Origin of the sequence: Streptomyces dengpaensis (genome assembly GCF_002946835.1) — a bacterium.
GTDB lineage: Bacteria > Actinomycetota > Actinomycetes > Streptomycetales > Streptomycetaceae > Streptomyces > Streptomyces dengpaensis.
In genome coordinates this window covers 5,660,352-5,683,728 of the sequence record NZ_CP026652.1, presented here as the reverse complement: position 1 = coordinate 5,683,728, position 23,377 = coordinate 5,660,352, and the positions used below count along the sequence as shown (strand labels likewise).

Here is a 23,377-nt window from a genome sequence, read left to right as displayed (position 1 = left end):
GAGGGGGACGAAGAAGCCATGGCCAATTTCTCGAAGTCGAACGTGCCGCAGTTCTCGGTCGACGTCTACCAGAACGAGTACCTGCCCGAGGGCGGCCGCGAGGTCAACGCGATCGTCACGGTGAGCGCGACCGGCGGCGGCACCATCGGAAGCGCGGTCGCGGCACCACACTTGTACGCACCCGGCCAGGGACCGGACGCCGCCGTGGCGATCATGGTCGACTGTTCCGGCTCGATGGACTACCCGCCGACGAAGATGCGCAACGCACGGGACGCGACGGCCGCCGCGATCGACACCCTGCGCGACGGTGTGCACTTCGCGGTGATCGGCGGCACGCACATCGCCAAGGAGGTCTATCCCGGCAGCGGGCGGCTGGCGGTCGCCGACGCGACCACCCGCGACCAGGCCAAGCAGGCGCTGCGCAAGCTGAGCGCGGGCGGCGGTACGGCGATCGGCACCTGGCTGCGCCTCGCCGACCGGCTGCTGTCCTCGGCGGAGGTCTCGATCCGGCACGGCATCCTGCTCACCGACGGCCGCAACGAACACGAGTCGCCCAAGGACCTGAAGGCGGCCCTCGACTCCTGTGCCGGACGGTTCACGTGTGACGCGCGTGGAGTGGGCACCGACTGGGAGGTCAAGGAGGTCACCGGAATCGCCTCGGCGCTGCTCGGCACCGCCGACATCGTCGCCGACCCGGCCGCCCTCTCCGCCGACTTCACGCAGATGATGGAGACGGCCATGGGCAAGGAGGTCGCGGACGTCTCCCTGCGGCTCTGGACGCCGGTCGGCACGGAGATCAAGTTCGTCAAGCAAGTCGCTCCCACGGTCGAGGAGTTGACCGACCGCCGCACCGAGGCGGGCCCGCGCGCCGGGGACTACCCCACCGGCTCCTGGGGCGACGAGTCCCGCGACTACCACGTGTGCGTCGAGGTCCCCACCGCCGGGATCGGCCAGGAGATGCTGGCCGCCCGGGTCTCGCTGGTGATCCCGCAGGGGGACGGCAGCGTGCAGAACCTCGGCGCGCAGGGCCTCGTACGGGCCGTGTGGACCGACGACATGGCGGCCTCGACGAGCATCAACCCCCAAGTCGCCCACTACACAGGTCAGGCGGAACTGGCGCAAGTCATCCAACAGGGTCTCGATCTGCGCAAATCGGGAGATGTCGACGGGGCAACGGCCAAGCTGGGACGCGCTGTTCAGCTCGCCAGCGCCTCCGGTAACGCCGATACTGCGAAACTGCTGGCGAAGGTGGTGGACGTCGTCGACGCCGCGGCAGGTACTGTGCGATTGAAGGCGAAGGTCGAAGAGGCCGACGAGATGACGCTCGAGACACGGTCCACCAAGACTGTTCGTGTAAAGAAGTAAAGAAGAAGTAGCGAGCCCGGTTCCCGCAAGGAGCCGGAGAAACCCGGTCACAACGACCGGAAAAGGAGAGGGGGAAGCGCCGACATGCCGACCTGCCCGAACGGACACCAGTCGGGTTCCGACGACTGGTGCGAGGTCTGCGGTCACCGCATGGCCGGTTCCGTGCCCCCGCCGCCTCCGCCGCCGCCACCGGCCGCGGGTTACGGCTATCCGCCGCCCGGTTCGCCCCCGCCGCCGCACGGCCCGGGTGGGCGCCCGCACCTGTCCGCGGTGCCCGACCCCGAGCCGCAGCTCTGCCCGCAGTGCCGTACGCCCCGCGAGGGCGCCGCGCCGTTCTGCGAGGAGTGCCGGTGGAACTTCCTGACCAATACGGCGACCTCGTACACGCCGGCCGCGCCGCGTCCGCCCGCGCCCGGGCCGGGGGCTCCTGGGGGCCCCGGTGGTCTTGGAGGCCCCGGCGGTCCTGGGGTTCCTGGGGGTCCGAATCCGGCGCTGCGGTTCCAGCAGCAGGAGCCGGGGCAGCCCACCGGTCCCGGCGCGGGTCCTGGAGGTCCTGGCGCGGGTCCCGGTCATGACCCGTTCGAGTACCAGAGCTCGCGGCCCTCGCAGATGAACCGGCCCGCCGAGCCGATCCCGCCGGGTCCGCCCGCTCAGCCGGGTCCGGCTGCGCCGTTCGCCGGTCCCTCGGGCTTCGGCGGCGATCCCTCACGTCCGGTTCCGCCGCCGCCCGGGCCCCCGGCAGGTGGCCCCGGCGCCCCGCAGGCCTTCACCCAGCAGCCGGCCTCGCCCGGCTTCCCGTCGCAGACCCCTCCGTCGCCGCCCGGCGGCCCGTCCTTCGGCGGCGGTGACGACGACTGGGTGATCTCCCCGCCGTCGACCGGTACGCCGAACGGCGGTCCCGGCGGTGCGGGTCAGGGCGGCGGCCCCGGCGGTGGCTACGGCTACCCGCAGCCCGGCCCGACCCAGGCCCCGCCCGGCCGCCCCGGCGCCGTCCACCAGCAGCAGCCGCTGGCCTGGACCGCGACGATCGGTCCCGACCGCGCGTACTTCATGGCGATGATGCAGCGCTCAGGGCCCGAGGCCGCGGGGCTCAACCTCCCCGCGTACTCGCCGGAGCAGCAGCGCCCGCTCAGCGGCAACCAGATCACGATCGGCCGCCGCAGGCACTCCACCGGCGACACCCCGGACATCGATCTGTCGGTGCCCCCGGAGGACCCGGGCGTCTCGCACCAGCACGCGGTCCTGGTCCAGCAGCCGGACGGCAGCTGGGCAGTCGTCGACCAGAACTCCACGAACGGGACCACGGTCAACGGCGGCGAGGAGCCCATCCAGCCGTTCGTGCCGGTTCCGCTCCAGGACGGCGACCGGGTGCACGTGGGCGCCTGGACGACGATCACCATCCGGCGCGGATAAGGCACGCGTGCGGACGTAGGCGGTCCAGGACACGGACACGCCTGCGGGCGCAGACGTACGTGGTCACGGCAGCGGCCAGGCGTACGGCCCCTCGGGGTCGTCCAGCCACGCCCAGGAGCGGTCGCCGCTGACCGTGATCCCGTACCTCTCGCGCGAAGGCTGGTTCTCGAGCTCCCACAGCGCGTACGACTCGTACGGGTCGAGGCTGCGCGCCGTCAGGTTCAACAGGAACCGGAACAGCTCGTGGCTCCTGACCCGGCGCGGCAGCCCGCTCAGTTGCTGCGGCTCCGGCAGCCCGGGCCGGGTCTCGCCGCGCAGGGGCACGAAATAGGCGGGTGTGTGCAGGAAGCGCCCCTCGGCGTGCCCGGCGTCCCGGACCTCCAGCGCGATCAGGCCGGTGGCCATCGGCGCGAGGATGCGGGCGCCCGGGTTGCACTGGGCCAGCCAGGGGCGCGGGACCGAGGTCAGCGTGCAGGTGGCGATGATCCGGTCGAAGGGGGCGCGCTCGGGGACTCCGCGCGCGCCGTCGCCCGTGACGACGGTCGGGTGGTACCCGGCGGTGGCCAGATGCCGCCGCGCGGACTCGGTGATCTCCGGGTCGAGGTCGATCGTGGTCACCAGGTCGTCGCCGAGGCGGTGGGCGAGCAGGGCGGCGTTGTAGCCGGTTCCGGCGCCGATCTCCAGGACGGCGTCCCCGTCCCGTACGCCCAGTTCCGTCAGCATCATCGCCATCAGCGACGGCTGGCTGCTGGAGGACACCAGAACCCCGTCGCGCACCCGGGTGGCCAGCGGGGTGTCCGCGTACGCCCCGCGCACCCAGCGCTCCCTGCTGGCCGGGTCGGGGTCCTGGCCCCATACGCGCTCGAAGCCGCCCACGACGCCGATGTAGTAGTACGGCACGAAGAGGTGGCGCGGGACCGCCTCGAACGCCTCCCGCCAGACCGGGTCGGCGTCCCAGGCGCCGCTGCTGTCGATCTCGCGCACGAGAGCCGCCCGCGCCAGGGTGGCGACGTCGTCGAGGTCGTGGTCGAGAGCGTGCGCGCTCATACCTCCACTGTGCTGCGGGACAGGCCGCGAGGCGAGCGTCGGACCGGCCGATCGGGTACGCGCGGTGACGGGCCGAACGGGCACGCGCGGTGACGGGCCGAACGGGCACGCGCGGTGACGGGCCGAACGGGCACGCGCGGTGATGGTCCTAGGTCTCGAGTCCTCGGTCACGCGGTCTGAGACCATGGGAGGCGTGAAAGAGATTCGGCGCGGCACCCTTCAGGAACAGACCTTCTACGAGCAGGTCGGAGGCGAGGAGACCTTCCGCCGCCTCGTGCACCGTTTCTACGAGGGTGTCGCCGAGGACCCGTTGCTGAAGTCCATGTATCCCGAGGAGGACCTGGGCCCTGCCGAGGAGCGCCTCACGCTGTTCCTGATCCAGTACTGGGGCGGCCCGACGACGTACACCGAGAACCGCGGCCACCCCCGGCTGCGGATGCGCCACGCCCCGTTCACCGTCAACCAGGCCGCGCACGACGCCTGGCTCAAGCACATGCGCGTCGCCGTCGAGGAGCTCGGCCTCTCCGAGGAGCACGAGCACACGCTGTGGAACTACCTGACGTACGCGGCGGCCTCGATGGTGAACACGGCGGGCTGACACCGGCCGCCCCTGACGCCCGACGCGCGCATTCCGGTCGTCCGTCGCCGGAATCCGGTCACGATCCGGTCAAGCCCGCGCTACAAGCGCTTACCCCCGCCCCTCCCCTCTGACAGCATCGCGCGAAAGTCCGAGATCCGGGACAACGGCGGGAGCCGGGTGACGGGGTTCGTCTTCTTGCGGGCGCGGGCGCACCCCTGCTGCTCGTCGCCGCGCTGCTCACCGTCCTGCTGACGACGGCGGTGCTCGCGACCCTCACCGCGTACTCCGGCGCGATCGGCGACGCCTCCCTGCGGCACGCGCTCCAGGAACCCCGCAACGCCGTCGACACCGCGCTGATCGTCCGCGCCGGCGTCCCCGCGGAGCAGCGCGAGGCCGCCGACACCGCCGTACGCAAGGGAGCGGAGCAGACCTTCGACGGGTTCCCGGTGACGCTGCGCACCCTGGTGCGCTCGGGCCCGTACGCACTCCCCCGCTCGTTGCGGGCGCCCGCCGGGCGACCCGGCGACCCGGACCTCACCCACTTCGCCGCCCTCGACCACACCCAGATACGGGTCACCGCCGGGCGGCTGCCCAGCCGCCCGGGCGGCCCGGTCCTCGATGTCGCCCTGCCCGACACGGCCGCCGGCCGTCTCGGGCTCAAGCCCGGCGCGCGCCTCACCCTCGTCGACCGGCCCGGTGGCCCGCAGGTGCGCGTCCGGATCACCGGTCTGTACCAGCCCGTCCGGCCGCGTGGAAGGCGGTGTCGGGGACCAACAGCACGGTGGGGTCGCCCAGCGCCACCACACGCGGCCACGCGTGATCCGCGCCGCAAAGGCACGGGGGGGCGGTCAGCGGACGCTGACGTCCAGCGCCCCAAGTCCCGCCCTGCGCACGGCGATCGACCCGTACGGCGTTCGCAGCCGGAGCCACGCACCCGACGAGTACAGCCCCAACAGGCTCTCGCCGGGGGCGACCTGGCGTTCCGGGCTCACGGGGCGGAGGAATCCGAGCGACTGCGCCGCGTGCGCGGCCCGTACCGGAAGGCCGGTGTCGCCGACCGGCCGGGACCAGATCTCCCGCCCGATCCGGTCGAGTTCGGCGCGGGTACGGCCCTCGGGCGCCAACTCCTCGGTACGGGACCGGAATTCGGCGACCGCGGCGGCAACCATCGCGCGTACGGCGTCCAGGGCGGGCAGCCCCGGTTCCTGCCGCCAGCCGCCACGGGGCGGCAGCACCCCGGCCCACGGCGGTCCGGTGACGGCCTGCGGGACCTCCGCCGTGGCGCCCGGCTCGTCGATGGACTCCAGGAGTTCACCGGCGGAGACGGTCACGTCGAGGGTGACGTCGAGCCCGTTCTCGTACGGCTTGGCGAGGCGCGCCGTACGGATGGCGAGGACCTCGAAGGACGGCGGGCGGCCGAAGACCGCGAGGGCGGTCCCGGCGGCCTGCAGTCGTACGGCCGCCGCACGGTCGTAGTGGATCAGCCGGGAGAGGAAGGCGGCGAGGTCCGCCGCCTCCCCGGTGTCGGCGAGGTGCAGGACGGTCATGCCGCGACGGCCTCTGCGTCCTTCTCGCCGTCCGCGTCGCCCTCGTCGTCCCGGTACTCCTCCAGGAACTCCCGTTCCTCGGCGGTGAGACGGCGCGGGCGCTGGGCCTGGAAGTCGAACGGCACTATCACGGTCGAGGCCCGTACGTAGACCTGGTCCGGGTCCTTGACCTCATACGTGATCGTGAAGGACGCCGCCCTGATCTCCGTGATCCACAGCTCGATGTCCACCGGCGTGTGCCGGTGGACCAGCTGCCGCTTGTAGTCGATCTCGTGGCGCGCCACCACAGACCCCTGCTTGAAGTCCTTCTCCGGGCGGAACAGGAAGTCGATGCGCGCCTCCTCCAGATAGCGGAGGAAGACCACGTTGTTGATGTGGCCGTACGCGTCCATGTCCGCCCAGCGCAGCGGGCAGCGGTAGATGTGCCGCAAGATCGATCAGCCCCGGGTCAGCTTCTTGTAGGTGGCACGGTGCGGACGCGCCGCGTCCGGGCCGAGCCGCTCGATCTTGTTCTTCTCGTACGACTCGAAGTTGCCCTCGAACCAGAACCACCTGGAGTCGCCCTCGTACGCGAGGATGTGCGTCGCGACCCGGTCGAGGAACCAGCGGTCGTGGGAGACGACCACGGCCGCACCCGGGAACTCCAGGAGCGCGTTCTCCAGGGAGGACAGCGTCTCGACGTCGAGGTCGTTGGTCGGCTCGTCGAGGAGCAGCAGGTTGCCGCCCTGCTTGAGGGTCAGCGCGAGGTTGAGGCGGTTGCGCTCACCACCGGAGAGGACGCCGGCCGGCTTCTGCTGGTCGGGGCCCTTGAACCCGAACGCGGAGACGTAGGCGCGCGAAGGCATCTCGACCTGGCCCACATTGATGTAGTCCAGCTCGTCGCTGACGACGGCCCACAGCGACTTCTTCGGGTCGATGTTCTCGCGACCCTGGTCGACGTACGAGATCTTGACGGTGTCGCCGACCTTGATGGAACCGGAGTCCGGCTCCTCCAGGCCCTGGATCATCTTGAAGAGGGTGGTCTTGCCGGCGCCGTTCGGGCCGATGACACCGACGATGCCGTTACGCGGCAGCGTGAAGGAGAGATCGTCGATGAGGACCTTGTCGCCGAAGGCCTTGGAGAGGTTGTTGACCTCGACGACGATGGAGCCCAGGCGGGGGCCCGGCGGGATCTGGATCTCCTCGAAGTCCAGCTTCCGCATCTTGTCGGCCTCGGCGGCCATCTCCTCGTACCGCGCGAGACGGGCCTTGGACTTGGCCTGCCGCCCCTTGGCGTTGGACCGCACCCACTCGAGCTCTTCCTTGAGCCGCTTGGCGCGCTTGGCGTCCTTCTGGCCCTCGATCTTCAGGCGGGAGGCCTTGTTGTCGAGGTACGTGGAGTAGTTGCCCTCGTACGGAATGGCGCGGCCGCGGTCGAGCTCGAGGATCCACTGCGCGACGTTGTCGAGGAAGTACCGGTCGTGGGTGACGGCGACGACGGTGCCGGGGTACTTCGCGAGGTGCTGCTCCAGCCACTGCACGGACTCGGCGTCCAGGTGGTTGGTGGGCTCGTCGAGAAGCAGCAGGTCGGGGGCTTCGAGGAGCAGCTTGCACAGCGCGACGCGGCGACGCTCACCACCGGAGAGGTTGGTGACGGCCCAGTCGCCGGGGGGGCAGCCGAGGGCGTCCATGGCCTGCTCGAGCTGGGTGTCCAGGTCCCAGGCGTTCGCGTGGTCCAGGTCCTCCTGGAGCTTGCCCATCTCGTCCAGGAGCGCGTCCGAGTAGTCGGTGGCCATCAGCTCGGCGACCTCGTTGAAGCGCTTGAGCTTGTCCATGACCTCGCGGGCCCCGTCCTGGACGTTCTCCAGAACCGTCTTGGACTCGTCGAGCGGCGGCTCCTGGAGCAGCATGCCGACGCTGTAACCGGGCGACAGGAACGCGTCACCGTTGGAGGGCTGCTCGAGCCCCGCCATGATTTTGAGAACGGTGGACTTACCGGCACCGTTCGGACCGACCACACCGATCTTGGCACCCGGCAGGAAGTTCAAGGTGACGTCGTCGAGGATCACCTTGTCGCCGTGCGCCTTGCGCGTCTTGCGCATGGTGTAAATGAACTCAGCCAAGAGAAACCGTCCGGACGCTTGAAATCGGCAGTGGGCAGATACAACCCATCTTGCCTGACGGCTACCCCTCGAAGGAAACCCGTTCGGTCAGGGGCCCGTGACCTGGCCGTTCCCCGACCGCGCTGGTAGCTGACCTGTCACTGGTTGTCGCCGCCGGTCACTGCCGAGCGACCTCGCACGGCCCAGGGACGGCCCAGCGAGCGATCATTCAGGCCGGTCCCACTCGTCCAGCTTGATCTTTACCTGATGGTTGTGGTCTGCATGCCAGACGACCGTGCCTGTGACTTCAGCCCCCATGGCGGGCAGCTCCATGTCATGCGGCATGCTGCCGACCTCAGCCAGTCCCACGGCTTCGGGCATGCCATCAATCTGGATGAAGACGCCGAATCGCTGGCGGCCGATGACCTCTCCTTCGATGCGGGCCCCCACAGGCAGCGCCGCGACGGTTGCTGCCCAGCTCTGCCGAACCCTGTCCGCAGCCGGCACCTCGGGACCTGTAGGCAACGCGTATTCATCCATCGCTAGATCATGACTGCACCGGCGACTCGTCGACCGCCACCTTGTAAGGGCGGGGATGAGGAAGGACCCTGGTGCGCAGGTCACCCCAGCTCTGAAGAGCTCGCAGGTCACCGGCACATCTCAGCTGATGCGAGCCGCTGTTGACCGTGGTTGACCGCTCTATCTGGCACGGCTGTGGCACGCGCTGTGAGACCAGGCGCTTAGAAGATGCGGGCACACCTTATTCGGACGGCCCGGCGGCACCCTGTCGCTACCGTGCCGGGCCGCCCAGCGGCGCTGACGTCCGTCGTCGTTGCCATCAACGCTGCCTTCACTGCCGTCAGTAGTTTGGGCGAAGACGACCGGCCAGCCGTGGCGCTCGCACTGCTACCTCTTGCAGTGCTGGCAGGCTGTGAGCCCCTGTTCCTTGGCCTTGTCCTCCGACATCGAATCCTGCCCCATGTAGGTGTCCTGCTTCCAGCCCTTTCGCACTGGACGCCGACACCCAATATCTGGGGCGGCTTAACAGCGGATCGCAGGAAAGACATACACACGACCGTAGCTTCAATTTCTGCTCTCGTAGGGGGATTCGGCACGGCCGCGGTCGCACAATACGCAAGCTCACATGGTCGAGATATGCGCGAACTGCGCATACGGTTCGGCAGTAGCCTCCGAAAAAACTGGTCGAGTATCCTGACTGGAATGCTGCTCATCTCAGCCGGGTGCCTGGCACTTTTGATAATCGACAGATCGAAGTCGATCGGCAACATCAGCGGGATCTTGCGGTGCGGCAGCGCAAATTTCCCGCGCGGCATGGCCCCTTGGATGGATTAGACGCTGTCGGAGCCACCGCCGTGGTCGGAGCCACCGCCATGGTCGATGCCACCATCGTGGTCGGAGCCACCGCCATGGTCAGAGCCACCGCCATGGTCGGAGCCACCGCCATAGTCGATGCCACCATCGTGGTCGGAGCCACCGCCATGGTCGGAGCCACCGCCATGGTCGGAGCCACCGCCATGGTCAGAGCCACCGCCATAGTCGATGCCACCATCGTGGTCGGAGCCACCGCCATGGTCAGAGCCACCGCCATAGTCAGAGCCACCGCCATAGTCGATGCCACCATCGTGGTCGGAGCCACCGCCATGGTCGGAGCCACCGCCATGGTCGGAGCCACCGCCGCTGTCGTCGCGGACTGCTGTCTGGATTGATGTGTTCGCGGGTGACTGGGAAGCCGCTATTGCTGTGGTAGCCCCTGCGGATACGAGGAGTGCAGTGCTGATGCACGAAACACAGATCAGCCGGGGGATTCGCCTCCGGACCGTGGTATTCATGACAACTCCATGAGTGCGTGAATCTGGCGCTGGATGCGATGGTTTACCTCTTAGGGGTAACCTGTTGAATTGGCGACGATCAGGGCCGTCCCGATGTGGGTACGGCCGCACGCCCACAAAGCCCATGCTTCTCTCGCTAGCTCGCTTGCCGCAATGGGCCTTTCGGCCCTGCGTTCAGTGACTTTGTGTTGTAGTTTTTTGCGTTGCGTAAGGCGGTCACGTAAACGCTTGAAGGTGGCTAACTAGCTACTTGCCCCTGAAGAAGTCGGGGCTGCCGGCGGTGTGACGCTTTGGGGAGAGCTGGTGGGAGCCATCGGTTGGCCGGGACAGTTGACGTGGGTCATCGGCGGCCGGGGGTGGTGGCGATGTTGCGTGTCGCGGGAGTGCCGGACATTTGGTGGGAGGTGCTGCCGGAACAGGCGCGACAGCTGCCTCGGGAGCTGGCCAGGATCGATGCGTTCTTGGACGACGAACGGTTCATCGCCCCGTGGCGGGCGGTGTTCGCCGAGCGGCTGGGGCGTCCCTCGGTCCCGGTCGAGACACTGCTGAGGCTGCTGTACCTCAAGCACCGCTACCAGCTCGGCTACGAGACGTTATGCCGTGAGGTGGCGGATTCGCTGAGCTGGCGGCGGTTTTGCCCGGATCCCGTTGACCTCTCCGGTGCCGCACTCCACCACGCTGATCAAACTGGTACGCCGCAGCGGCCCACAGACCGTGGAACAGCTCAATGCCGCGCTGCTGGGGAAGCTGGTCGAGGACAAGCTGCTGCGGTGCCGCAAGCTGCGCATCGACACCACCGTGGTCGAGGCCGACATCGACCACCCCACGGACGCCGATCTGCTGGAGCACGGGGTGCGCAAGCTGGGCCGACTGGTGCGGCGGATCAAGGCCGCGGGCGCCGCCAGGCGCACCCGTTTCCGGGACCGCAGCCGGTCAGCGGGCCGCCGCTTGAAGGAGATCTCACGCACGCTGCGGCGGCGCACCGGCCAGGCTATGGGCGAGATCGACCGGCTTACCGGCGAGATCGCCATGGTGGCCCGGGCAACACTGCGGGAGGTGACCGCAGTGGAGACAAACGCCCGCCGGACACGGGGCAAACGTCCGTCAGGACGGCTCGCGCATCTGTTGGGTGAGCTGGCCGAGAGCGTGGCAGGCACCCGCCGACTGCTGGAGCAGACCGCTTTGCGGCTGGCCGGGATCCGCACCATCCCCGACCGACTGGTTTCGCTCGCTTCCGCAGGGATCATCCCGACTCCCGAGAAGGGCGAGCGCTACGCAGCGGCTCGGGAGCACGGCATGCACGCCCTGCGGCACTTCTACGCCTCGGTCCTCCTGGACGCCGGGGAGAACATCAAGGCTCTGAGTCTGTACCTCGGCCACAGTGACCCGGGATTCACGCTCCGCGTGTACACGCACCTGATGCCGAGCAGCGAGACCCGGACCCCAAAGCCATCAGCGCCATGTACCGGGCCGCCGGTCACGCCCATGACGGCCCAGAGACGGCCCAAGCCGCCTGACACGGCCCCTCATCGACGGGAAACCCGCTGGTGAGGGGCTGTTTCATGCCCAAGATCGGCAAGTAACAACCCATCTTGCCTGACGGCTACCACTGGAACGAAACCCGTATCGCCGGGTGCTTCTGACCTGCTCCCTTCGCGGGGACACCGATGTAGTTGATCTGCCGGTCTCAGACCTTGTCCCGGGGTGGCGTCAGCGGCCGTTGAAACGGGGCGCCAGACCGCCGGTGAGGTAGGTCAACTATGCGCACGAGGGCGAAGCCAGCCGCCTTGTAGGAGCGATGCAGGCCCGGGTTGTCCTTTGGACGAGTGAAGGGCTCGGATCATGTTCGCTGTGCCGGCGGCAGCAGTCCGTGCAGGACCATGGCCGACAACGCGTCGGCCATGGCGTTCCGGTCGCGCGACGCGGTCGGTGGGGCGGCGGGATCGAGGCGGTCGGCGATCGGGTCCTGTGTCAGCGCCAGTGCCGGGCCGACGATCGCGAAATAGAGGATGTGCGGGGCTACGCGCGGGATGCGCCCCGCCTCGACGAGAGCCGTGATCGTCGGTGTGATGGAGTCCCAGAACGGCTGCACGAACCGCTGGTGCAGGTAGTCCAGGCGGTCGGAGTCGCGAGTGGACTCATCGGCGATCAGCCGGTTGAGCTGCGACGCGTGTGCCGTCGTGCGGTAGAGCTGGCCCACCGCGTTTCTCAGCCGTTCGTCGTCGTCGCGGTACCGCGCCAGCAGCGCGTCGCGCTCGGCTTGGACGTCGGTGAGCGCGAAGTCCACCACCGCGCGCCAGAAGCTCGCCTTCGACCCGTAACGGTCATTGATGAAGTTGTGACTGACGCCGAGCCGGCGGGCCAGCTCCCGCACGGTGGTCGCGTCGTAGCCGAGCTCGGCGAACGTGTCGAGTCCCCGGCGGAGGATCTCGCTCTCGTCGAGCTGCACGGCAGCGTTCTTTCGTCGCGGCTCCATTTGACGCCTTCCAGTCGGTTCGTCCGGATCCAGGGACCCTGCGGTGTGGTGGATCACGCCTGCTTGACGCCTGTCAGAACCGGCGTAGTCTGACAACTGTCAGAAGCTTACCCCGGGAGATCCGGGCCACACGAAGAAGGTCGCTCGATGGCACTGCAGAGCAAGGTCGCAGAGACAGGAATTCGAGGAGGAGCCGCCGACATGTCTGCCGATACGATGCTGGCCTACCGCATCCCGTCGATCCACAGCTCCGCGCAATGGTCACGGGTACCCGTGCCGAAGCCCAGCTCCGGCGAGGTCCTGATCCAGATGGCGGCGGCCGGCCTGTGCCATACCGATCTGGAAATCATGGACAAGGGCGTGCAGTTCGTGCCGCACAAGGACCGTCCCTACACGCTCGGGCATGAGAACGTCGGTTACGTGGCCGCGCTCGGCCCAGGGGTCACGGACGTGGTCGTGGGCGAGGCGGTCGTAGTGAACTCGGGTATGACCTGCGGCACGTGTGAATACTGCCTGGCCGGCCAGGACAACTACTGCGACAATCGCCCCGGTTACTACGGCCTGAGTGACGACGGCGGCCTCGCCGCCTACCTCCTTTGCGCGGCGCCGCGACCTCGTATCCATCGGTGACCTCGATCCGATCCAGGCCGCACCGCTCGGCGACGCCGGCGGAACCTCGTACGGCGCCGTCAACGCCGTCCTGCCGTACATCCGCCCGAACGGTTTCGTGGTCGTGGTCGGCATCGGCGGCCTCGGCTCGTTCGCCCTGCAGTTCCTGCGCCTGAAGACCTCGGCCACCATCATCGCGGTCGACCTGGCCGACAAGCTTGCCCACGCCCGCAGCCGAGGCGCCCACCACACCGTCACCAGCGACCCCTCGGCGGCAGCGACGATCAGGGAGCTCACCGGTGGCCGCGGTGCCGACGCAATCATCGACTTCGTCGGTGTCGACGCCACGTTGCAGCTCGCCACCGACGTCGTCCGTCCCACCGGCTGCATCAACTTCGTCGGCACGGGTGGCGGCACCCTGCCGTTCCGTTTCCAGAACCCGCCCCTGGGCGTGCACATCGTCGCCACGGCCAGCTATTCCATGCAGGAACTGCAGGACCTGGTCGGGCTCGCTCAACGTGGCCTGCTCACCTCCGACGTCACCACGTACGCCTTCCAAGACCTGGAGGAGGCCTACAGCGCCCTGCGAGACGGTCGGATCGAGGGGCGCGCGGTCGTCGCTTTCGACGGTGACCGGCCCACGCCGTGACGGTTCCGGTGGTCGGGCCAACCAGGAACGGCTGATCGCTTCTTCGGGGTAGTTCTTCCGCTTTGCCACCTTGGATCACTTCCCCTGGATGACAAAACATCCAGCGTCCAGATGTCGGAATTTCGGGGGTCACTCCACTGGTGCGGCCGGCCCCCGCACGCGGCAAGGGTCATCGTGGCGGCGGCCACAACACCGCGGCGGCGCACGCTGGTTGGCTTCACCGGGCCGACCCTGTCGGCCGGGCCCCGGCGGCACTCGTAGCCGTCCCGTCACTCCTTGCCGACCTGGAACTGCCGGGCGGGCCGTCGCCTCGTGCGTACACGCCCGAAGGAGCACACTCGTACTAAGGGCAGAGGCTCCGGAGGTGATCGTGATGACACAGGCGCAGACTCCGCTACGGACCGCCGTCGGATGGCACGTGGAGCTGGAATTCGAGGAGGACGAGCACCGCACGCGCGCCGCAGCCCTCGTACGTCTCCAGGACGGAAACGAAGTGCGTGCCCACGGGTACGCAAGCCGCCACCCCTCCGACTCCAATCAGCCGAGAGTCGGCGAGGAGGTCGCGGGAGCGAGGGCACTGAATGAGTTGGCGATGAAACTGCTGACCAAGGCGCACGACGAGATCGACGAGGCGTCGGGCAGGACATCGCGCCCGCTGACCACCTGAGCTGGTCGGCCACAGGAATACAGCCCGTCTACCACCGTCGGGGGCAACGCCCCCGACGGCGACTTCCAGCCCTTCACGGACCGGGCACGCCCGGATCCCCCGTGATCGCCCGGAGCCGGTCCAGCTCTACGGCCCGTGCGCCGGCACGCCCCCTCAGTTCATGCACAGCCGCACGGACCGCGGACTCGCTCCCGTCGGGCAGTGCGATGTCCCATCTGATGCTCGTCCGTCAGGCAGGGCGACCGTCTCCACATGTACGTCGCCGATCAGGGACGACATGGTCCCGTGGGCCCGCGGGGATTTCCGCTCCGCCGGCCCTGGCTCGGTGCGGGGCCCGGCCAGCCACGCGAGGTCCCTCGCGGACCTTCGGCTCAGAGGCTCGCTCCGCCGCCCAGCAACCGGGCGAGCGCGCTTACCGCCCCGTCGATCTCGCGGGCGCACTCGTACAGCACGGAGTGGGGCCTCCCCCACGGGTCCGAGATGTCGTCCTCGGCCGGCGGGACCGGGGCGGCGACACCCCGACGGCCGGCCGTGGCCGCGACCACGTCGTCGAAACCGTCCACGACCGGCGGAACTTGCCCGTCCGGTACGTCGCCATGCATGGTCGCCGTACCTTTCCCGCCCCGCACCGTGTCGGCTCCCCCCACAGCGAGACGTACGAACTCCTTCAGGGTGAAGCAGCGCCGCAGCGCCGTCGGCGCGAGCCGTACGGCGGCCTCCCGGTGTTCGTGCGCGAGCCCGAGGACCAGCGCTGCTTCCGCGACGAGCTGCGCGGTGAGCGGGCGGGCCGCGAAACCGGAGCCGTCACCGCCCAGTTCCTCCAGCACCGCCCTGGTGGAGGCCTCCATGCCGGACCAGGGCCGCGCCTGCGTTCCGGCGCTCTTCGGCCGTACGGCCGAACCGGGCGGAAGCCTCGCGGCCAGCAGCCGCTCGGCGAGCACCGAGCGGTGCACGTTGCCCGTGCAGACGAACAGGACCTGGGTCATTTCTCGTCCGCGAGGGGTGTCGCCGCGGCGGCCTCCTTCCGGGGGTGCGACACACGAGGAGCGGGCAGCTCGCCGTACGAGCCGTAGGTGCCGTAGCGATTGCCCCGGTGCACCGGAGCCATGTTGAAGACGGTGCCGAGAACGCGGACACTCACGCGGTCCAGCGATTCCGCGGCGGTGCGGACCTGTTCCCGGCTGGTCTTCGCGGCGCGGACGACGAGCAGCGCGCCCTGGGCGAGGGACGCGAGCCCGAGGGTGTCGGCGACCGGCAGCAGCGGCGCGGTGTCGACGATCACGACCTCGTAGGTGTCCGCCAGTTCGCGCAGTACCTCTTCCATGCGCGCCGAGGCGAGCAGCTCCGTGGGGTTCGGCGGTACGGCGCCGCTGGCGAGAACCGAGAGCCGGGCGCCGGCCTGCTGCATCACGTCCTCGATGCGGGCCTGTCCGATGAGCACGGTGGTCAGACCAGCGTCCTGGACGAGACCGAAGGTCGAGGCCACGCACGGTCGGCGCAGGTCGCCGTCCACGAGGCAGGTGGAGAGACCTGTCTCAGCGAGCGAGAGGGCGAGGTTCACCGCGGTGTTGGTCTTGCCCTCGCCGGGCACCGAACTTGTCACCGCGATGATCCGGGGCGGCTCGTCGACCTGCGAGAACTGCAGGTTGGTGCGCAGCTTGCGGAAGGCCTCGGCACGCTGGGAGTGCTCGTCGGAGCTGACGAGCGGTTGCTTGGGGACGTTCCTGTCGTACGGGATGGTGCCGAGACCCGGCAGCGTGGTGAACTCGCCCAGCGCCTCGCTCGTCTTGAGCGTGGTGTCGAGGGTCTCGCGCAGGGCGACGAGGCCGGCACCGAGCAGCAGGCCGCCGAGCACTCCTGCGACGAGGTTCAGCAGCGGGCGGGGTGAGATCGGACCGGCGGGGGCGACGGCTTCCTGGGTGACGCCCAGGGAGACGAGCGAGGCATCGGCGCCCGAACGGCGGCTCTTTCCTGTCTGCTCCGAGCCGGACGCACGCTTGGGCGCCTCCAGTCGCTCGACGACCGCGCTGAACCGCTGCGCCACGGCGTTGGCGATGCGCGCCGCACGCTGGGGCTTGGTGTCCCGGACGGTGATGTCGATGAGCACGGTGTTGAGTGGGGCGGTGGCGGTGATCCGCGACGCCAGTTCCTCCGGAGTGGTGCGCAGTCCCAGCTCCTTCACCACGGGCCGGGTCACCTGACGGGTGGTCACGATCGCGGCGTACGACTGAACGCGCGCCTGCGAGAAACTCTGCCCCTGGTTCATCTGGGTGGTGTCGTCGCCGGTGCGGGTGGCGACGAAGAGCTGGGTCCTCGCCTCGTAGACGGGGGTACTCAAGCCCGTCACGGCGAGCGCCGCCCCGATCGCGAGAACCAGACAGACCACGGCGGTCGGCCAGCGTCTGGCAATAGCTTTAAGGAATCCGTGGAGATCCAAGCTGCACCCCTCATCACCCCTCGTAGACCGAGGGAACTATCCGAAATGAAGTGTTCTGTTCCCTGCGCGCACAGCCGAACATAGGGACTCGCGCGCTCAAACCCGGGAAGCCACCCCTATGTCGAGCCGTCGGACGACACCGGTGGCGCAGGCCGTCCCGCCACTCGACTCGGCGGCGTGGGCCAACGGTGGGCAAGCGTTCCACCATCCGGTGGCTTCTGGATGCCGCCACGCCAGTAGATGTCGGTATGTCCCATTTATTCCCTGTATCAAGATCTTGGTACCCGAAATCTTGATCACGACCAACGCTGCAGCATGGTCCGGACCGAAGTCGAGTCGAGGAGAGTGAAGTAGATGACGAGGTCGCCCAGATGGCGGGTTGTCCTGGCATCGGCAGCATCGGCTGCCATGCTCATCGCGGCACCCCTGGTGGGGGTGCAGGCCGCCTACGCGCAGCCATACCCGGGATCACCCCCACCCCTGAACATCAGCACCTCCACGGTGACGGCCGGAGGACTGTTGAGCTTCGACACCCCCCCGGGAGTCTTCGATTCCGGGCAGAGCATCACGGCGCTACTGGAATCAACGCCGATCGTCCTCGGCCATTTCCAGGCCGAGGACGACGGATCGGTGGCAGGGACTGTGGACATCCCGGAGACGGCCCCTAACGGCTGGCACGTCTTCCGGCTCACCGGGGACAACCCCGACCTCAGCGTCGGCGCCACCATCTATGTGCTGGGCGGCGGTGGCACCCCGACTCCGACGCCCACACCGACCAAGCCCCCGAAGCCGACCAAGCCCCCGAAGCCGACCAGCCGGCCCACCCACTCGGACAAGCCCGAACACCCCGGTGGGCACGACGGACATGACGACGGACAAAACGGATCCCACGGATACGGCGTCGGGAACCCCGTGAGCTACGAGCACCAGACTCAGCACCACAACGGTGAAGGCCTCGCGGAGACGGGCAGTGGCAAGGCCCTGACCGTGGGCGGCACCACGGCGGCGCTGCTCGTGGCGGGCGGTGGCACGATGCTGGCCGTACGCCGTCGCCGCAGCTCATGACGGGCAGTTCATGACGGAGCGAGACATCCGTACGGCGGCACAACGGCGTCCCGGCCCCGACCGGGACGCCGTCCGCATGCCCGGGGCAGACCGCTCCGGCGAACGGGCACCGGGCCGCCGCCGCGTACTCAGGAAAGCACTGCTGGCCATCGCGCTGCTCCCGCTGGCCGGCGCCGTCTGGATCGGTGTCACCGGGCTGTTCGCCCATTGGGAGCTGCTCGCGGCCCAGCGGGACCTCGGCGCGCTGCGGCACTCGGTGGCGGCCGCGTCGGTGACCGGCTCCGCCTCCGGTAAGGCGACCGCGCCCGCCCCGGTGCCGGAACAGGCGGTGCGCTCGGCCGCCGTCCACGCGGCTCGGGCGCATCGTCTCACCACCGGCCCGGCCTGGTACTCCGCCGCCGAGCTGCCCTTCCTCGGGGATCCTGTGAGAACCGTGCGCGGCGCCGCTTACGCGGCGGACCGGCTGGCCGGCGACGTGCTGCCCCCGCTGACCGGCGTCCTGCAGCCGTCCACGCCGAACGGAAGCGGCGGCGGGATGTCCGAGGCCCTCGCGGCGTTGCAGCGGCACGGGCCGGAAATCGCCCGGGCCGCAGAGGTCGTTGCCGAGGTGCGTACCGACGTGCACGGTCTGCCCCGGTCCACCTGGCTGCCCACGGCCGACCGGGCCCGTGCCGCACTGCAACAGCAACTCGACCGCCTCACCCCGGTCATGACCGACACCTCCCTGGCGGCCCGCATCCTGCCGCCCATGCTCGGCACGCAAGGACAACGGCGCTACTTCCTCGCGTTCCAGAACATCGCCGAGGCACGCGGCACCGGGGGTCTTCCGGGCGCCTTCGCCGTACTGCGGGCCGACCGGGGCCGGCTGTCCTTCGAGCGGTTCGGCAACAACACAGAGATGGAAACGGCGAAGCCGGACATCGACCTCGGAGCCGAGTTCAACGCCCGCTACGCGGGCAGCGACCCCATCCACGTCTGGCCCAACTCCAACATGAGCCCGCACTTCCCCAACGCGGCCCGCATCTGGGCAGCGGCATGGCGCAAGCACACCGGCGAACGCGTGGACGGGGCGATCGCCGTCGACCCGGTCACGCTGAGCCGTCTCCTGCAGGTCACCGGCCCGGCCCGCATGGCCGACGGCACCGAGCTCACCGCCGACAACGTCGTGGACCTCACCGAACGGGCCAGCTACGCGAAGTACGAGGACATCGCCCGGCGCAAGGCGTTCTTCGTCGACGCCGCCCGTGCCGCCGCCGCACGGCTGATGGGGGCGCTCGACGACACGCGCCGACTGCCCGCACTGCTCGTCGCCGTGAACGACGTCCAGCGGGACGGACGGCTGAAGGTCTGGAGCGCCCACAAGGAGGAGCAGCGCCTCCTGGAGTCCCGCCCCTACTCGGGCGCGCTCCCAAACGCCCCCGGCCCCTTCGCGGGACTGGTGGTGAACAACGCGGCCGGCGGCAAACTGGACTACTACCTCGACCGGAGCCTGACCTGGGAAGCAGGCGCCTGCTCCCGCGGCGGCCGCACGGTCACAGTGACCATGACCCTGACCAACCGGGCGCCGGCCTCCGGCCTGCCCGACTACGTGACCATCAGGGCGGACTCCCCTCCCTACCGCACCCGGCCGGGTGACAACCGCCTACAGGTGTCGTACTACGCGGGGGTCGGGGCCACCCTCGCCGACGCAACCCTGGATGGCCGCCGCGCGCTGCTCGCGTCCGGCGTCGAACGCGGCCACTCCGTGTTCACGCGCGACCTGGAGCTGCCCGCGGGTTCCAGCCGCACTCTCGTGCTGCACCTGCGGGAGCCGCACGCGGACGGCTCCCCCACCCTGCTGCAGCAGCCCCTGGTGACGCCCCTGCGGGCCACGTTGAAGCCGGGAGGTTCTTGCCATGTCTGAGCGTATGCGCCGCGCGGCGGGGGCCGTACTAGCGGCCGCGCTGCTGCTCGCGTCACGCCCGCCGGCAGACCGCGCCCCCGACGACCCGGCAGGCCGAGCCATGGATGGGCGGCAGACCGCGGCGCACCGGGTCGAGCACCTGCGGGTCAAGGTGCTCAAGCCCCTTCCGCACGACCCGCAGGCGTTCACCCAGGGACTCGAGATGGCCGGCGACACGCTCTACGAAGGCACCGGCCTCTCCGGCCGGTCCTCGGTACGGGCGGGGCCTTTGGGCAAGAAGCCCACGGTCCGCGCGGCACTCCCCGCGCCCTTGTTCGGTGAGGGCATCACCGTGCTGGGCCGAACCCTGTGGCAGCTCACCTGGCGGAACCGGACCGCCATCGAGCGCGACGCCAAGACGCTCGCTGAGCTGCGACGCGTCCCGTACTCGGACGACGGCTGGGGCGTGTGCCTCCAGCGGGCCCGGCACCGGCTGGTGACCAGCGACGGCTCGTCACGGCTGACGTTCCGTGACCCAGCGACGCTCGCGAAGACGGGCGAGGTCACCGTGACCGAAAAGGGCCGACCGGTGGCGGAACTGAACGAGCTGGAGTGCGTCGGCGCCACCGTGTACGCGAACGTGTTCCTCACCGACCGGATCGTGCGCATCGATCCCGCCACCGGCGCGGTGACGGCGAGCATCGACGCCTCGGGCCTGCTGCGCGACGACGAACTCGTCCCAGGGTCCACGCTGAACGGCATCGCGGCGGTCCCCGGCACGGATCAGTTCCTGATCACCGGGAAGTTCTGGCCCAGAATGTTCCGTGTGGTGTTGGTCTCGGCCTGACAGACGGGCGGCCCCGGCGGCTGAACCGGAGGGACGGCCCCACAGCGGCGCAGATCACCGCCGACGCCGCTACAGTGCGGCGGCGTAAGTGAACTGCTGATCATGTCGCTGCGCGACCACGCGCACGCCCAGGTCCTGTACCTGCTGGCCGGCGGCGGCAAGACGATGGGGGGCGAGGAGAAGCCGTCCGAGGGCAGCTCAAGGACGTCCCGGCGGGCGAGGCGGAGTCGGAGAGCGAGCCGGAGCCGAAGCCCGTGAAGTAAACGGGGGTCGTACGCCCCCTCGTCTGTCCGCCGGTCGCCGGCGGACCACACCGCCCTCCAGCGCCCTCCCGCAGCAGCGGCCTCCCGGGAACTCCTCGCCTCCCGGCCCCGGCGTCTGCATATGCGCGGGGCATGGAGCTCTGCTCATTGGGTGAGAGTTGCCCGCGGCCCAGCGTCGCGCCCCGCAATTCAGTGGACAGCCATACAGACTCGCAGAGTCCCTTTTGGCCCGCTTGGAGGGTGAATGTGGCAATTCGGGGAGACAATGCCCCACGTACCAGTGGCAAGACCTGCGCAGACACAGGTCATCCGGGAGCAGCCGCCCAGCGGGCGCCGCACCAGCAAGCCCGTCTGGTACGCGCCGGCCGCCGTCATCGGCGACGTGGCCGGCGCCGCCGTGCCGGTGTATTTGGCCTTCGCGCCGGCCGGCAGCACGCATGCCGCGGCCTACGCGACGGTGGCGGCCGCAGCATGGCTGCTCGTGCGCGGCGCACGGGACCGCTACTGCGAGCCCAGTCTCGGTGAGCGCGACAACACCGGCCCCGCGCTGCAGGACTGGCTGGTACTGGTCGGCCTGCTCGCGGTGGTGCGCGCGGCGACGGGCGAGGAGTCCCCGTTCCTCGTCGCACTCGCCGCCCTGGTGCCCTGCGCGCCGACGAGCGCCGTCGTGCACACGCTGATCCATCGTCATCTGGTCGCCCGACGCCGCGACGGCCGGGCCGTCCGCCGCGCCCTGGTGATCGGGGAGGCGAACGCTGTCGACGGTCTGGCGAGCCACCTCGCGAAGCGGACCGACCACGAGCTCGTCGTCGTCGGGGTGTGCCCGATCGGCGACGAGGACCCGCACGCACTGGCCCCGGTCGCCACCCGCCTCGGCAGGCAGGCACCGCAGCGCCCGTCGGCCGACTCCGCCCCGGTACTGGAGGCGGCCCGGCGGCTCGACGTGGATGTGGTCCTCATCGTGCCGGGACCGCACATGACCGGAACGCGCCTGCGGCGGCTGTCGTGGGCCCTGCACGGCGAGGAGCTCCCGCTCGTGGTCGTACCGGGCCTGACCGAGGTTGCCGGGCGCCGGGTGGGCATCCTCTCCGTGGCCGGGCTCACGATACTGAGCGTGGCCCCGCCCCTGAGGCGGGGACTTGCGACGCTTGTCAAGTCGGTGACGGACCGGCTGGGCGCGGTGCTGCTGATTGCGCTGCTCGCCCCGGTGTTCGTGGCGGTGGCCCTCGCCGTACGGCTGGACTCCCCGGGCCCCGTCGTACATCGGCAGACGCGCATCGGCCGCGGCGGACAACCGTTCACCATGGCCAAGTTCCGCACCATGGTCGCCGACGCGGAACGGCTGAGGCACCAGCTGACCGGGACCAACGAGCAGGACGGCCGCATGTTCAAGATCCGCCGCGATCCGCGGATCACCCGCGTCGGCCGGGTGCTGCGCCGCTGCTCCCTGGACGAACTGCCCCAGTTGTTCAACGTGGTGCGGGGACACATGTCCCTCGTCGGTCCGCGACCGCCGCTGCCCGACGAGGTCGCCGGTTACGACGAGGTGGAGCGGCGCAGGCTGGCCGTCAAACCGGGGCTCACCGGCCTGTGGCAGGTCAGCGGCCGCTCCGACCTCTCCTGGGACGAGACGGTCGCCCTGGACCTCAGGTACGTGGACAACTGGTCCCCGTCCGGGGACGTGGTGGTGCTCGTGCGGACGGTGCGGGCCGTCGTGGTGGGCGCCGGAGCGTACTGAGCGGTTGTCAGCCCGCTTCCGGGCGTCCGGGATCGCGGCGGCCGCGCACCCTCGGAGGGCCCATGCCGTCGAGCCCCCACCGTCCTCTCATCCCAAAGCTGGTCCGGACCGAAGCAGCCGTCGGCAGGGGCTGTACGGAATCGCCGCAAGCGTAGCGAGCGGGGCTGGGACTCTCCCCGCCCGCGCCTTGGTCCAGCTGTCCCGGTGAGTTTGCTTCCTTCCGCGGAGGGAAGCCGGCGCGTCTTTCCACCTCCCGTTGCAGGACGTCTGCCGTTCGTGCCGTGCGGACCTGCCGTGCGGACCTGCCGTGCGGACCTGCCGTGCGAGCCTGCCGTGCGGACCTGCCGTGCGGACCTGCCGTGCGGACCTGCCGTGCGAGCCTGCCGTGCGAGCCTGCCGTGCGGGCCTGGACAACATCACTTGGATCGCGTCTGTCTCGTACGGCATTCGCCGCCGTTGAGGCTGGCCCTGACACGCCGTCGTGGTCTTCCGGTCCGGTCCCGCGTGGACCGGAAATTCGGCTGATTCCTGCGCTACCGCCGACGCTCGTGCGGCGGTCTGCGTGGCCGCCCTGAGCTTCGGCAGGGCGAATGTTGGAATGCGCCGTTCGGACGGCACCAGATCGTGTGGTATCCGCGGCTATCCCGTTCTCCCGGCAAGGAACATTGCCTACCCGCCCTACGCTCGTCACGCCGTAGAGCGCAGCACTACGGAAGGCGATAAGAAATGCTCGGCGGCTGGCGGCACCTGTGCTGGTGGAAATCCCGTATGCCGGTGGGCGTCCAGCCGTTCGTCAACGCAGTTCTTTTAGAAATTCCACTATAAATTCCACGCCACGAAGGCGCCTGAGTCGGCGCTCCC

General features: G+C 69.6%; 19 protein-coding genes and 3 pseudogenes. 14 read left to right on the top strand and 8 right to left on the bottom strand.

Going from position 1 to position 23,377, the window contains the following annotated elements; all coding sequences use genetic code 11:
- Positions 1 to 18: 18 nt before the first annotated feature.
- Complete coding sequence (locus C4B68_RS26375) at positions 19 to 1,365, top strand: vWA domain-containing protein (RefSeq protein WP_099499325.1); 1,347 nt, start codon at positions 19 to 21, stop codon at positions 1,363 to 1,365.
- An 84-nt stretch (positions 1,366 to 1,449) separates the two neighbouring features.
- Positions 1,450 to 2,778, top strand: a complete 1,329-nt coding sequence (locus C4B68_RS26370; RefSeq protein WP_099499326.1) for an FHA domain-containing protein — start codon at positions 1,450 to 1,452, stop codon at positions 2,776 to 2,778.
- A gap of 63 nt (positions 2,779 to 2,841) precedes the next feature.
- On the opposite strand, the gene C4B68_RS26365 is transcribed toward C4B68_RS26370, so the two are convergent.
- Positions 2,842 to 3,825, bottom strand: a complete 984-nt coding sequence (locus C4B68_RS26365; RefSeq protein ID WP_099499327.1) for a methyltransferase domain-containing protein — start codon at positions 3,823 to 3,825, stop codon at positions 2,842 to 2,844.
- Positions 3,826 to 4,009: 184 nt separating this feature from the next.
- On the opposite strand from C4B68_RS26365, the gene C4B68_RS26360 reads away from it, so the two are divergent.
- Entirely contained in the window at positions 4,010 to 4,423 is a 414-nt protein-coding gene (locus tag C4B68_RS26360) for a globin (protein ID WP_167459173.1), read from the top strand.
- Positions 4,424 to 4,582: 159 nt separating this feature from the next.
- Positions 4,583 to 5,148, top strand: a pseudogene (locus tag C4B68_RS44835) (ABC transporter permease); the annotation flags it as partial.
- A gap of 105 nt (positions 5,149 to 5,253) precedes the next feature.
- On the opposite strand, the gene C4B68_RS26350 reads toward C4B68_RS44835, so the two are convergent.
- The 4 genes from C4B68_RS26350 to C4B68_RS26335 all read right to left on the bottom strand — a co-directional run bounded on the left by C4B68_RS26350 (position 5,254) and on the right by C4B68_RS26335 (position 8,573).
- On the bottom strand, positions 5,254 to 5,952 hold the full coding sequence (locus C4B68_RS26350) for a DUF8185 domain-containing protein (protein WP_099499328.1): 699 nt from the start codon (positions 5,950 to 5,952) through the stop codon (positions 5,254 to 5,256).
- A complete protein-coding gene (locus C4B68_RS26345) occupies positions 5,949 to 6,383 on the bottom strand; it encodes an acyl-CoA thioesterase (RefSeq protein ID WP_099499329.1) in 435 nt (144 codons plus the stop codon). Before C4B68_RS26345 ends, C4B68_RS26350 begins: the two co-directional genes overlap by 4 nt.
- 6 nt (positions 6,384 to 6,389) lie before the next feature.
- Complete coding sequence (ettA, locus tag C4B68_RS26340) at positions 6,390 to 8,054, bottom strand: energy-dependent translational throttle protein EttA (protein ID WP_099499330.1); 1,665 nt, start codon at positions 8,052 to 8,054, stop codon at positions 6,390 to 6,392.
- A 204-nt stretch (positions 8,055 to 8,258) separates the two neighbouring features.
- The gene (locus tag C4B68_RS26335; protein WP_099499331.1) at positions 8,259 to 8,573 is read right to left on the bottom strand and encodes an RNA-binding protein; all 315 of its coding nucleotides are present in this window, start codon (positions 8,571 to 8,573) and stop codon (positions 8,259 to 8,261) included.
- Positions 8,574 to 9,406: 833 nt separating this feature from the next.
- On the opposite strand from C4B68_RS26335, the gene C4B68_RS42080 reads away from it, so the two are divergent.
- The 3 genes and pseudogenes from C4B68_RS42080 to C4B68_RS44830 all read left to right on the top strand — a co-directional run.
- Positions 9,407 to 9,760: a hypothetical protein gene (locus C4B68_RS42080; RefSeq protein ID WP_167459172.1), complete on the top strand. Its 354-nt coding sequence runs from the start codon at positions 9,407 to 9,409 to the stop codon at positions 9,758 to 9,760.
- Positions 9,761 to 10,248: 488 nt separating this feature from the next.
- Positions 10,249 to 11,134: pseudogene (locus tag C4B68_RS26325) on the top strand (transposase); the annotation flags it as partial.
- A pseudogene (locus tag C4B68_RS44830) lies at positions 11,108 to 11,400 on the top strand (tyrosine-type recombinase/integrase); the annotation flags it as partial. The pseudogenes C4B68_RS26325 and C4B68_RS44830, both read left to right, overlap by 27 nt.
- A 323-nt stretch (positions 11,401 to 11,723) precedes the next feature.
- Here C4B68_RS44830 and C4B68_RS26315 read toward each other — a convergent pair.
- On the bottom strand, positions 11,724 to 12,359 hold the full coding sequence (locus C4B68_RS26315) for a TetR/AcrR family transcriptional regulator (RefSeq protein WP_099499332.1): 636 nt from the start codon (positions 12,357 to 12,359) through the stop codon (positions 11,724 to 11,726).
- A gap of 147 nt (positions 12,360 to 12,506) precedes the next feature.
- Here C4B68_RS26315 and C4B68_RS26310 point away from each other — a divergent pair, with 147 nt between their 5' ends.
- From C4B68_RS26310 to C4B68_RS26300, 3 genes are all read left to right on the top strand, one after another.
- Positions 12,507 to 12,989 (top strand): alcohol dehydrogenase catalytic domain-containing protein, encoded by a 483-nt coding sequence (locus C4B68_RS26310; protein ID WP_099499333.1) that lies wholly within the window; start codon positions 12,507 to 12,509, stop codon positions 12,987 to 12,989.
- Entirely contained in the window at positions 12,925 to 13,617 is a 693-nt protein-coding gene (locus tag C4B68_RS26305) for a zinc-binding dehydrogenase (RefSeq protein ID WP_099499334.1), read from the top strand. Before C4B68_RS26310 ends, C4B68_RS26305 begins: the two co-directional genes overlap by 65 nt.
- Positions 13,618 to 13,990: 373 nt before the next feature.
- The gene (locus C4B68_RS26300) at positions 13,991 to 14,284 is read left to right on the top strand and encodes a DUF1876 domain-containing protein (protein WP_099499521.1); all 294 of its coding nucleotides are present in this window, start codon (positions 13,991 to 13,993) and stop codon (positions 14,282 to 14,284) included.
- A gap of 371 nt (positions 14,285 to 14,655) precedes the next feature.
- Here the strand turns inward: C4B68_RS26300 and C4B68_RS43520 are convergent, their stop codons facing one another.
- Positions 14,656 to 15,270, bottom strand: coding sequence for an arsenate reductase/protein-tyrosine-phosphatase family protein (locus tag C4B68_RS43520; RefSeq protein ID WP_240634477.1), 615 nt, complete (start codon positions 15,268 to 15,270; stop codon positions 14,656 to 14,658).
- Entirely contained in the window at positions 15,267 to 16,721 is a 1,455-nt protein-coding gene (locus C4B68_RS26290; protein WP_099499335.1) for a tyrosine-protein kinase domain-containing protein, read from the bottom strand. The genes C4B68_RS43520 and C4B68_RS26290 overlap by 4 nt, the downstream gene beginning before the upstream one ends.
- Before the next feature lie 408 nt (positions 16,722 to 17,129).
- Between C4B68_RS26290 and C4B68_RS26285 the strand changes: the two genes are divergently transcribed.
- From C4B68_RS26285 to C4B68_RS26270, 4 genes are all read left to right on the top strand, one after another.
- Positions 17,130 to 17,786: a hypothetical protein gene (locus C4B68_RS26285; RefSeq protein ID WP_099499336.1), complete on the top strand. Its 657-nt coding sequence runs from the start codon at positions 17,130 to 17,132 to the stop codon at positions 17,784 to 17,786.
- Positions 17,787 to 17,796: 10 nt separating this feature from the next.
- Positions 17,797 to 19,689: a DUF4012 domain-containing protein gene (locus tag C4B68_RS26280; RefSeq protein WP_099499337.1), complete on the top strand. Its 1,893-nt coding sequence runs from the start codon at positions 17,797 to 17,799 to the stop codon at positions 19,687 to 19,689.
- Entirely contained in the window at positions 19,682 to 20,515 is an 834-nt protein-coding gene (locus C4B68_RS26275; protein ID WP_099499338.1) for a glutaminyl-peptide cyclotransferase, read from the top strand. The genes C4B68_RS26280 and C4B68_RS26275 overlap by 8 nt, the downstream gene beginning before the upstream one ends.
- Positions 20,516 to 21,058: 543 nt before the next feature.
- The gene (locus C4B68_RS26270) at positions 21,059 to 22,516 is read left to right on the top strand and encodes a sugar transferase (RefSeq protein ID WP_240634476.1); all 1,458 of its coding nucleotides are present in this window, start codon (positions 21,059 to 21,061) and stop codon (positions 22,514 to 22,516) included.
- Positions 22,517 to 23,377: the final 861 nt, after the last annotated feature.

Coding starts and splice junctions, on each gene's coding strand:
- C4B68_RS26310 (WP_099499333.1), top strand. CDS start 12,507: ATGGCACTGCAGAGCAAGGTCGCAGAGACAGGAATTCGAGGAGGAGCC.
- C4B68_RS26300 (WP_099499521.1), top strand. CDS start 13,991: ATGACACAGGCGCAGACTCCGCTACGGACCGCCGTCGGATGGCACGTG.
- C4B68_RS26280 (WP_099499337.1), top strand. CDS start 17,797: ATGACGGAGCGAGACATCCGTACGGCGGCACAACGGCGTCCCGGCCCC.
- C4B68_RS26375 (WP_099499325.1), top strand. CDS start 19: ATGGCCAATTTCTCGAAGTCGAACGTGCCGCAGTTCTCGGTCGACGTC.
- C4B68_RS43520 (WP_240634477.1), bottom strand. CDS start 15,270: ATGACCCAGGTCCTGTTCGTCTGCACGGGCAACGTGCACCGCTCGGTG.
- C4B68_RS26365 (WP_099499327.1), bottom strand. CDS start 3,825: ATGAGCGCGCACGCTCTCGACCACGACCTCGACGACGTCGCCACCCTG.
- C4B68_RS26315 (WP_099499332.1), bottom strand. CDS start 12,359: ATGGAGCCGCGACGAAAGAACGCTGCCGTGCAGCTCGACGAGAGCGAG.
- C4B68_RS26360 (WP_167459173.1), top strand. CDS start 4,010: ATGGGAGGCGTGAAAGAGATTCGGCGCGGCACCCTTCAGGAACAGACC.
- C4B68_RS26370 (WP_099499326.1), top strand. CDS start 1,450: ATGCCGACCTGCCCGAACGGACACCAGTCGGGTTCCGACGACTGGTGC.
- C4B68_RS26350 (WP_099499328.1), bottom strand. CDS start 5,952: ATGACCGTCCTGCACCTCGCCGACACCGGGGAGGCGGCGGACCTCGCC.
- C4B68_RS26285 (WP_099499336.1), top strand. CDS start 17,130: ATGCTCATCGCGGCACCCCTGGTGGGGGTGCAGGCCGCCTACGCGCAG.
- C4B68_RS26275 (WP_099499338.1), top strand. CDS start 19,682: ATGTCTGAGCGTATGCGCCGCGCGGCGGGGGCCGTACTAGCGGCCGCG.
- C4B68_RS26335 (WP_099499331.1), bottom strand. CDS start 8,573: ATGGATGAATACGCGTTGCCTACAGGTCCCGAGGTGCCGGCTGCGGAC.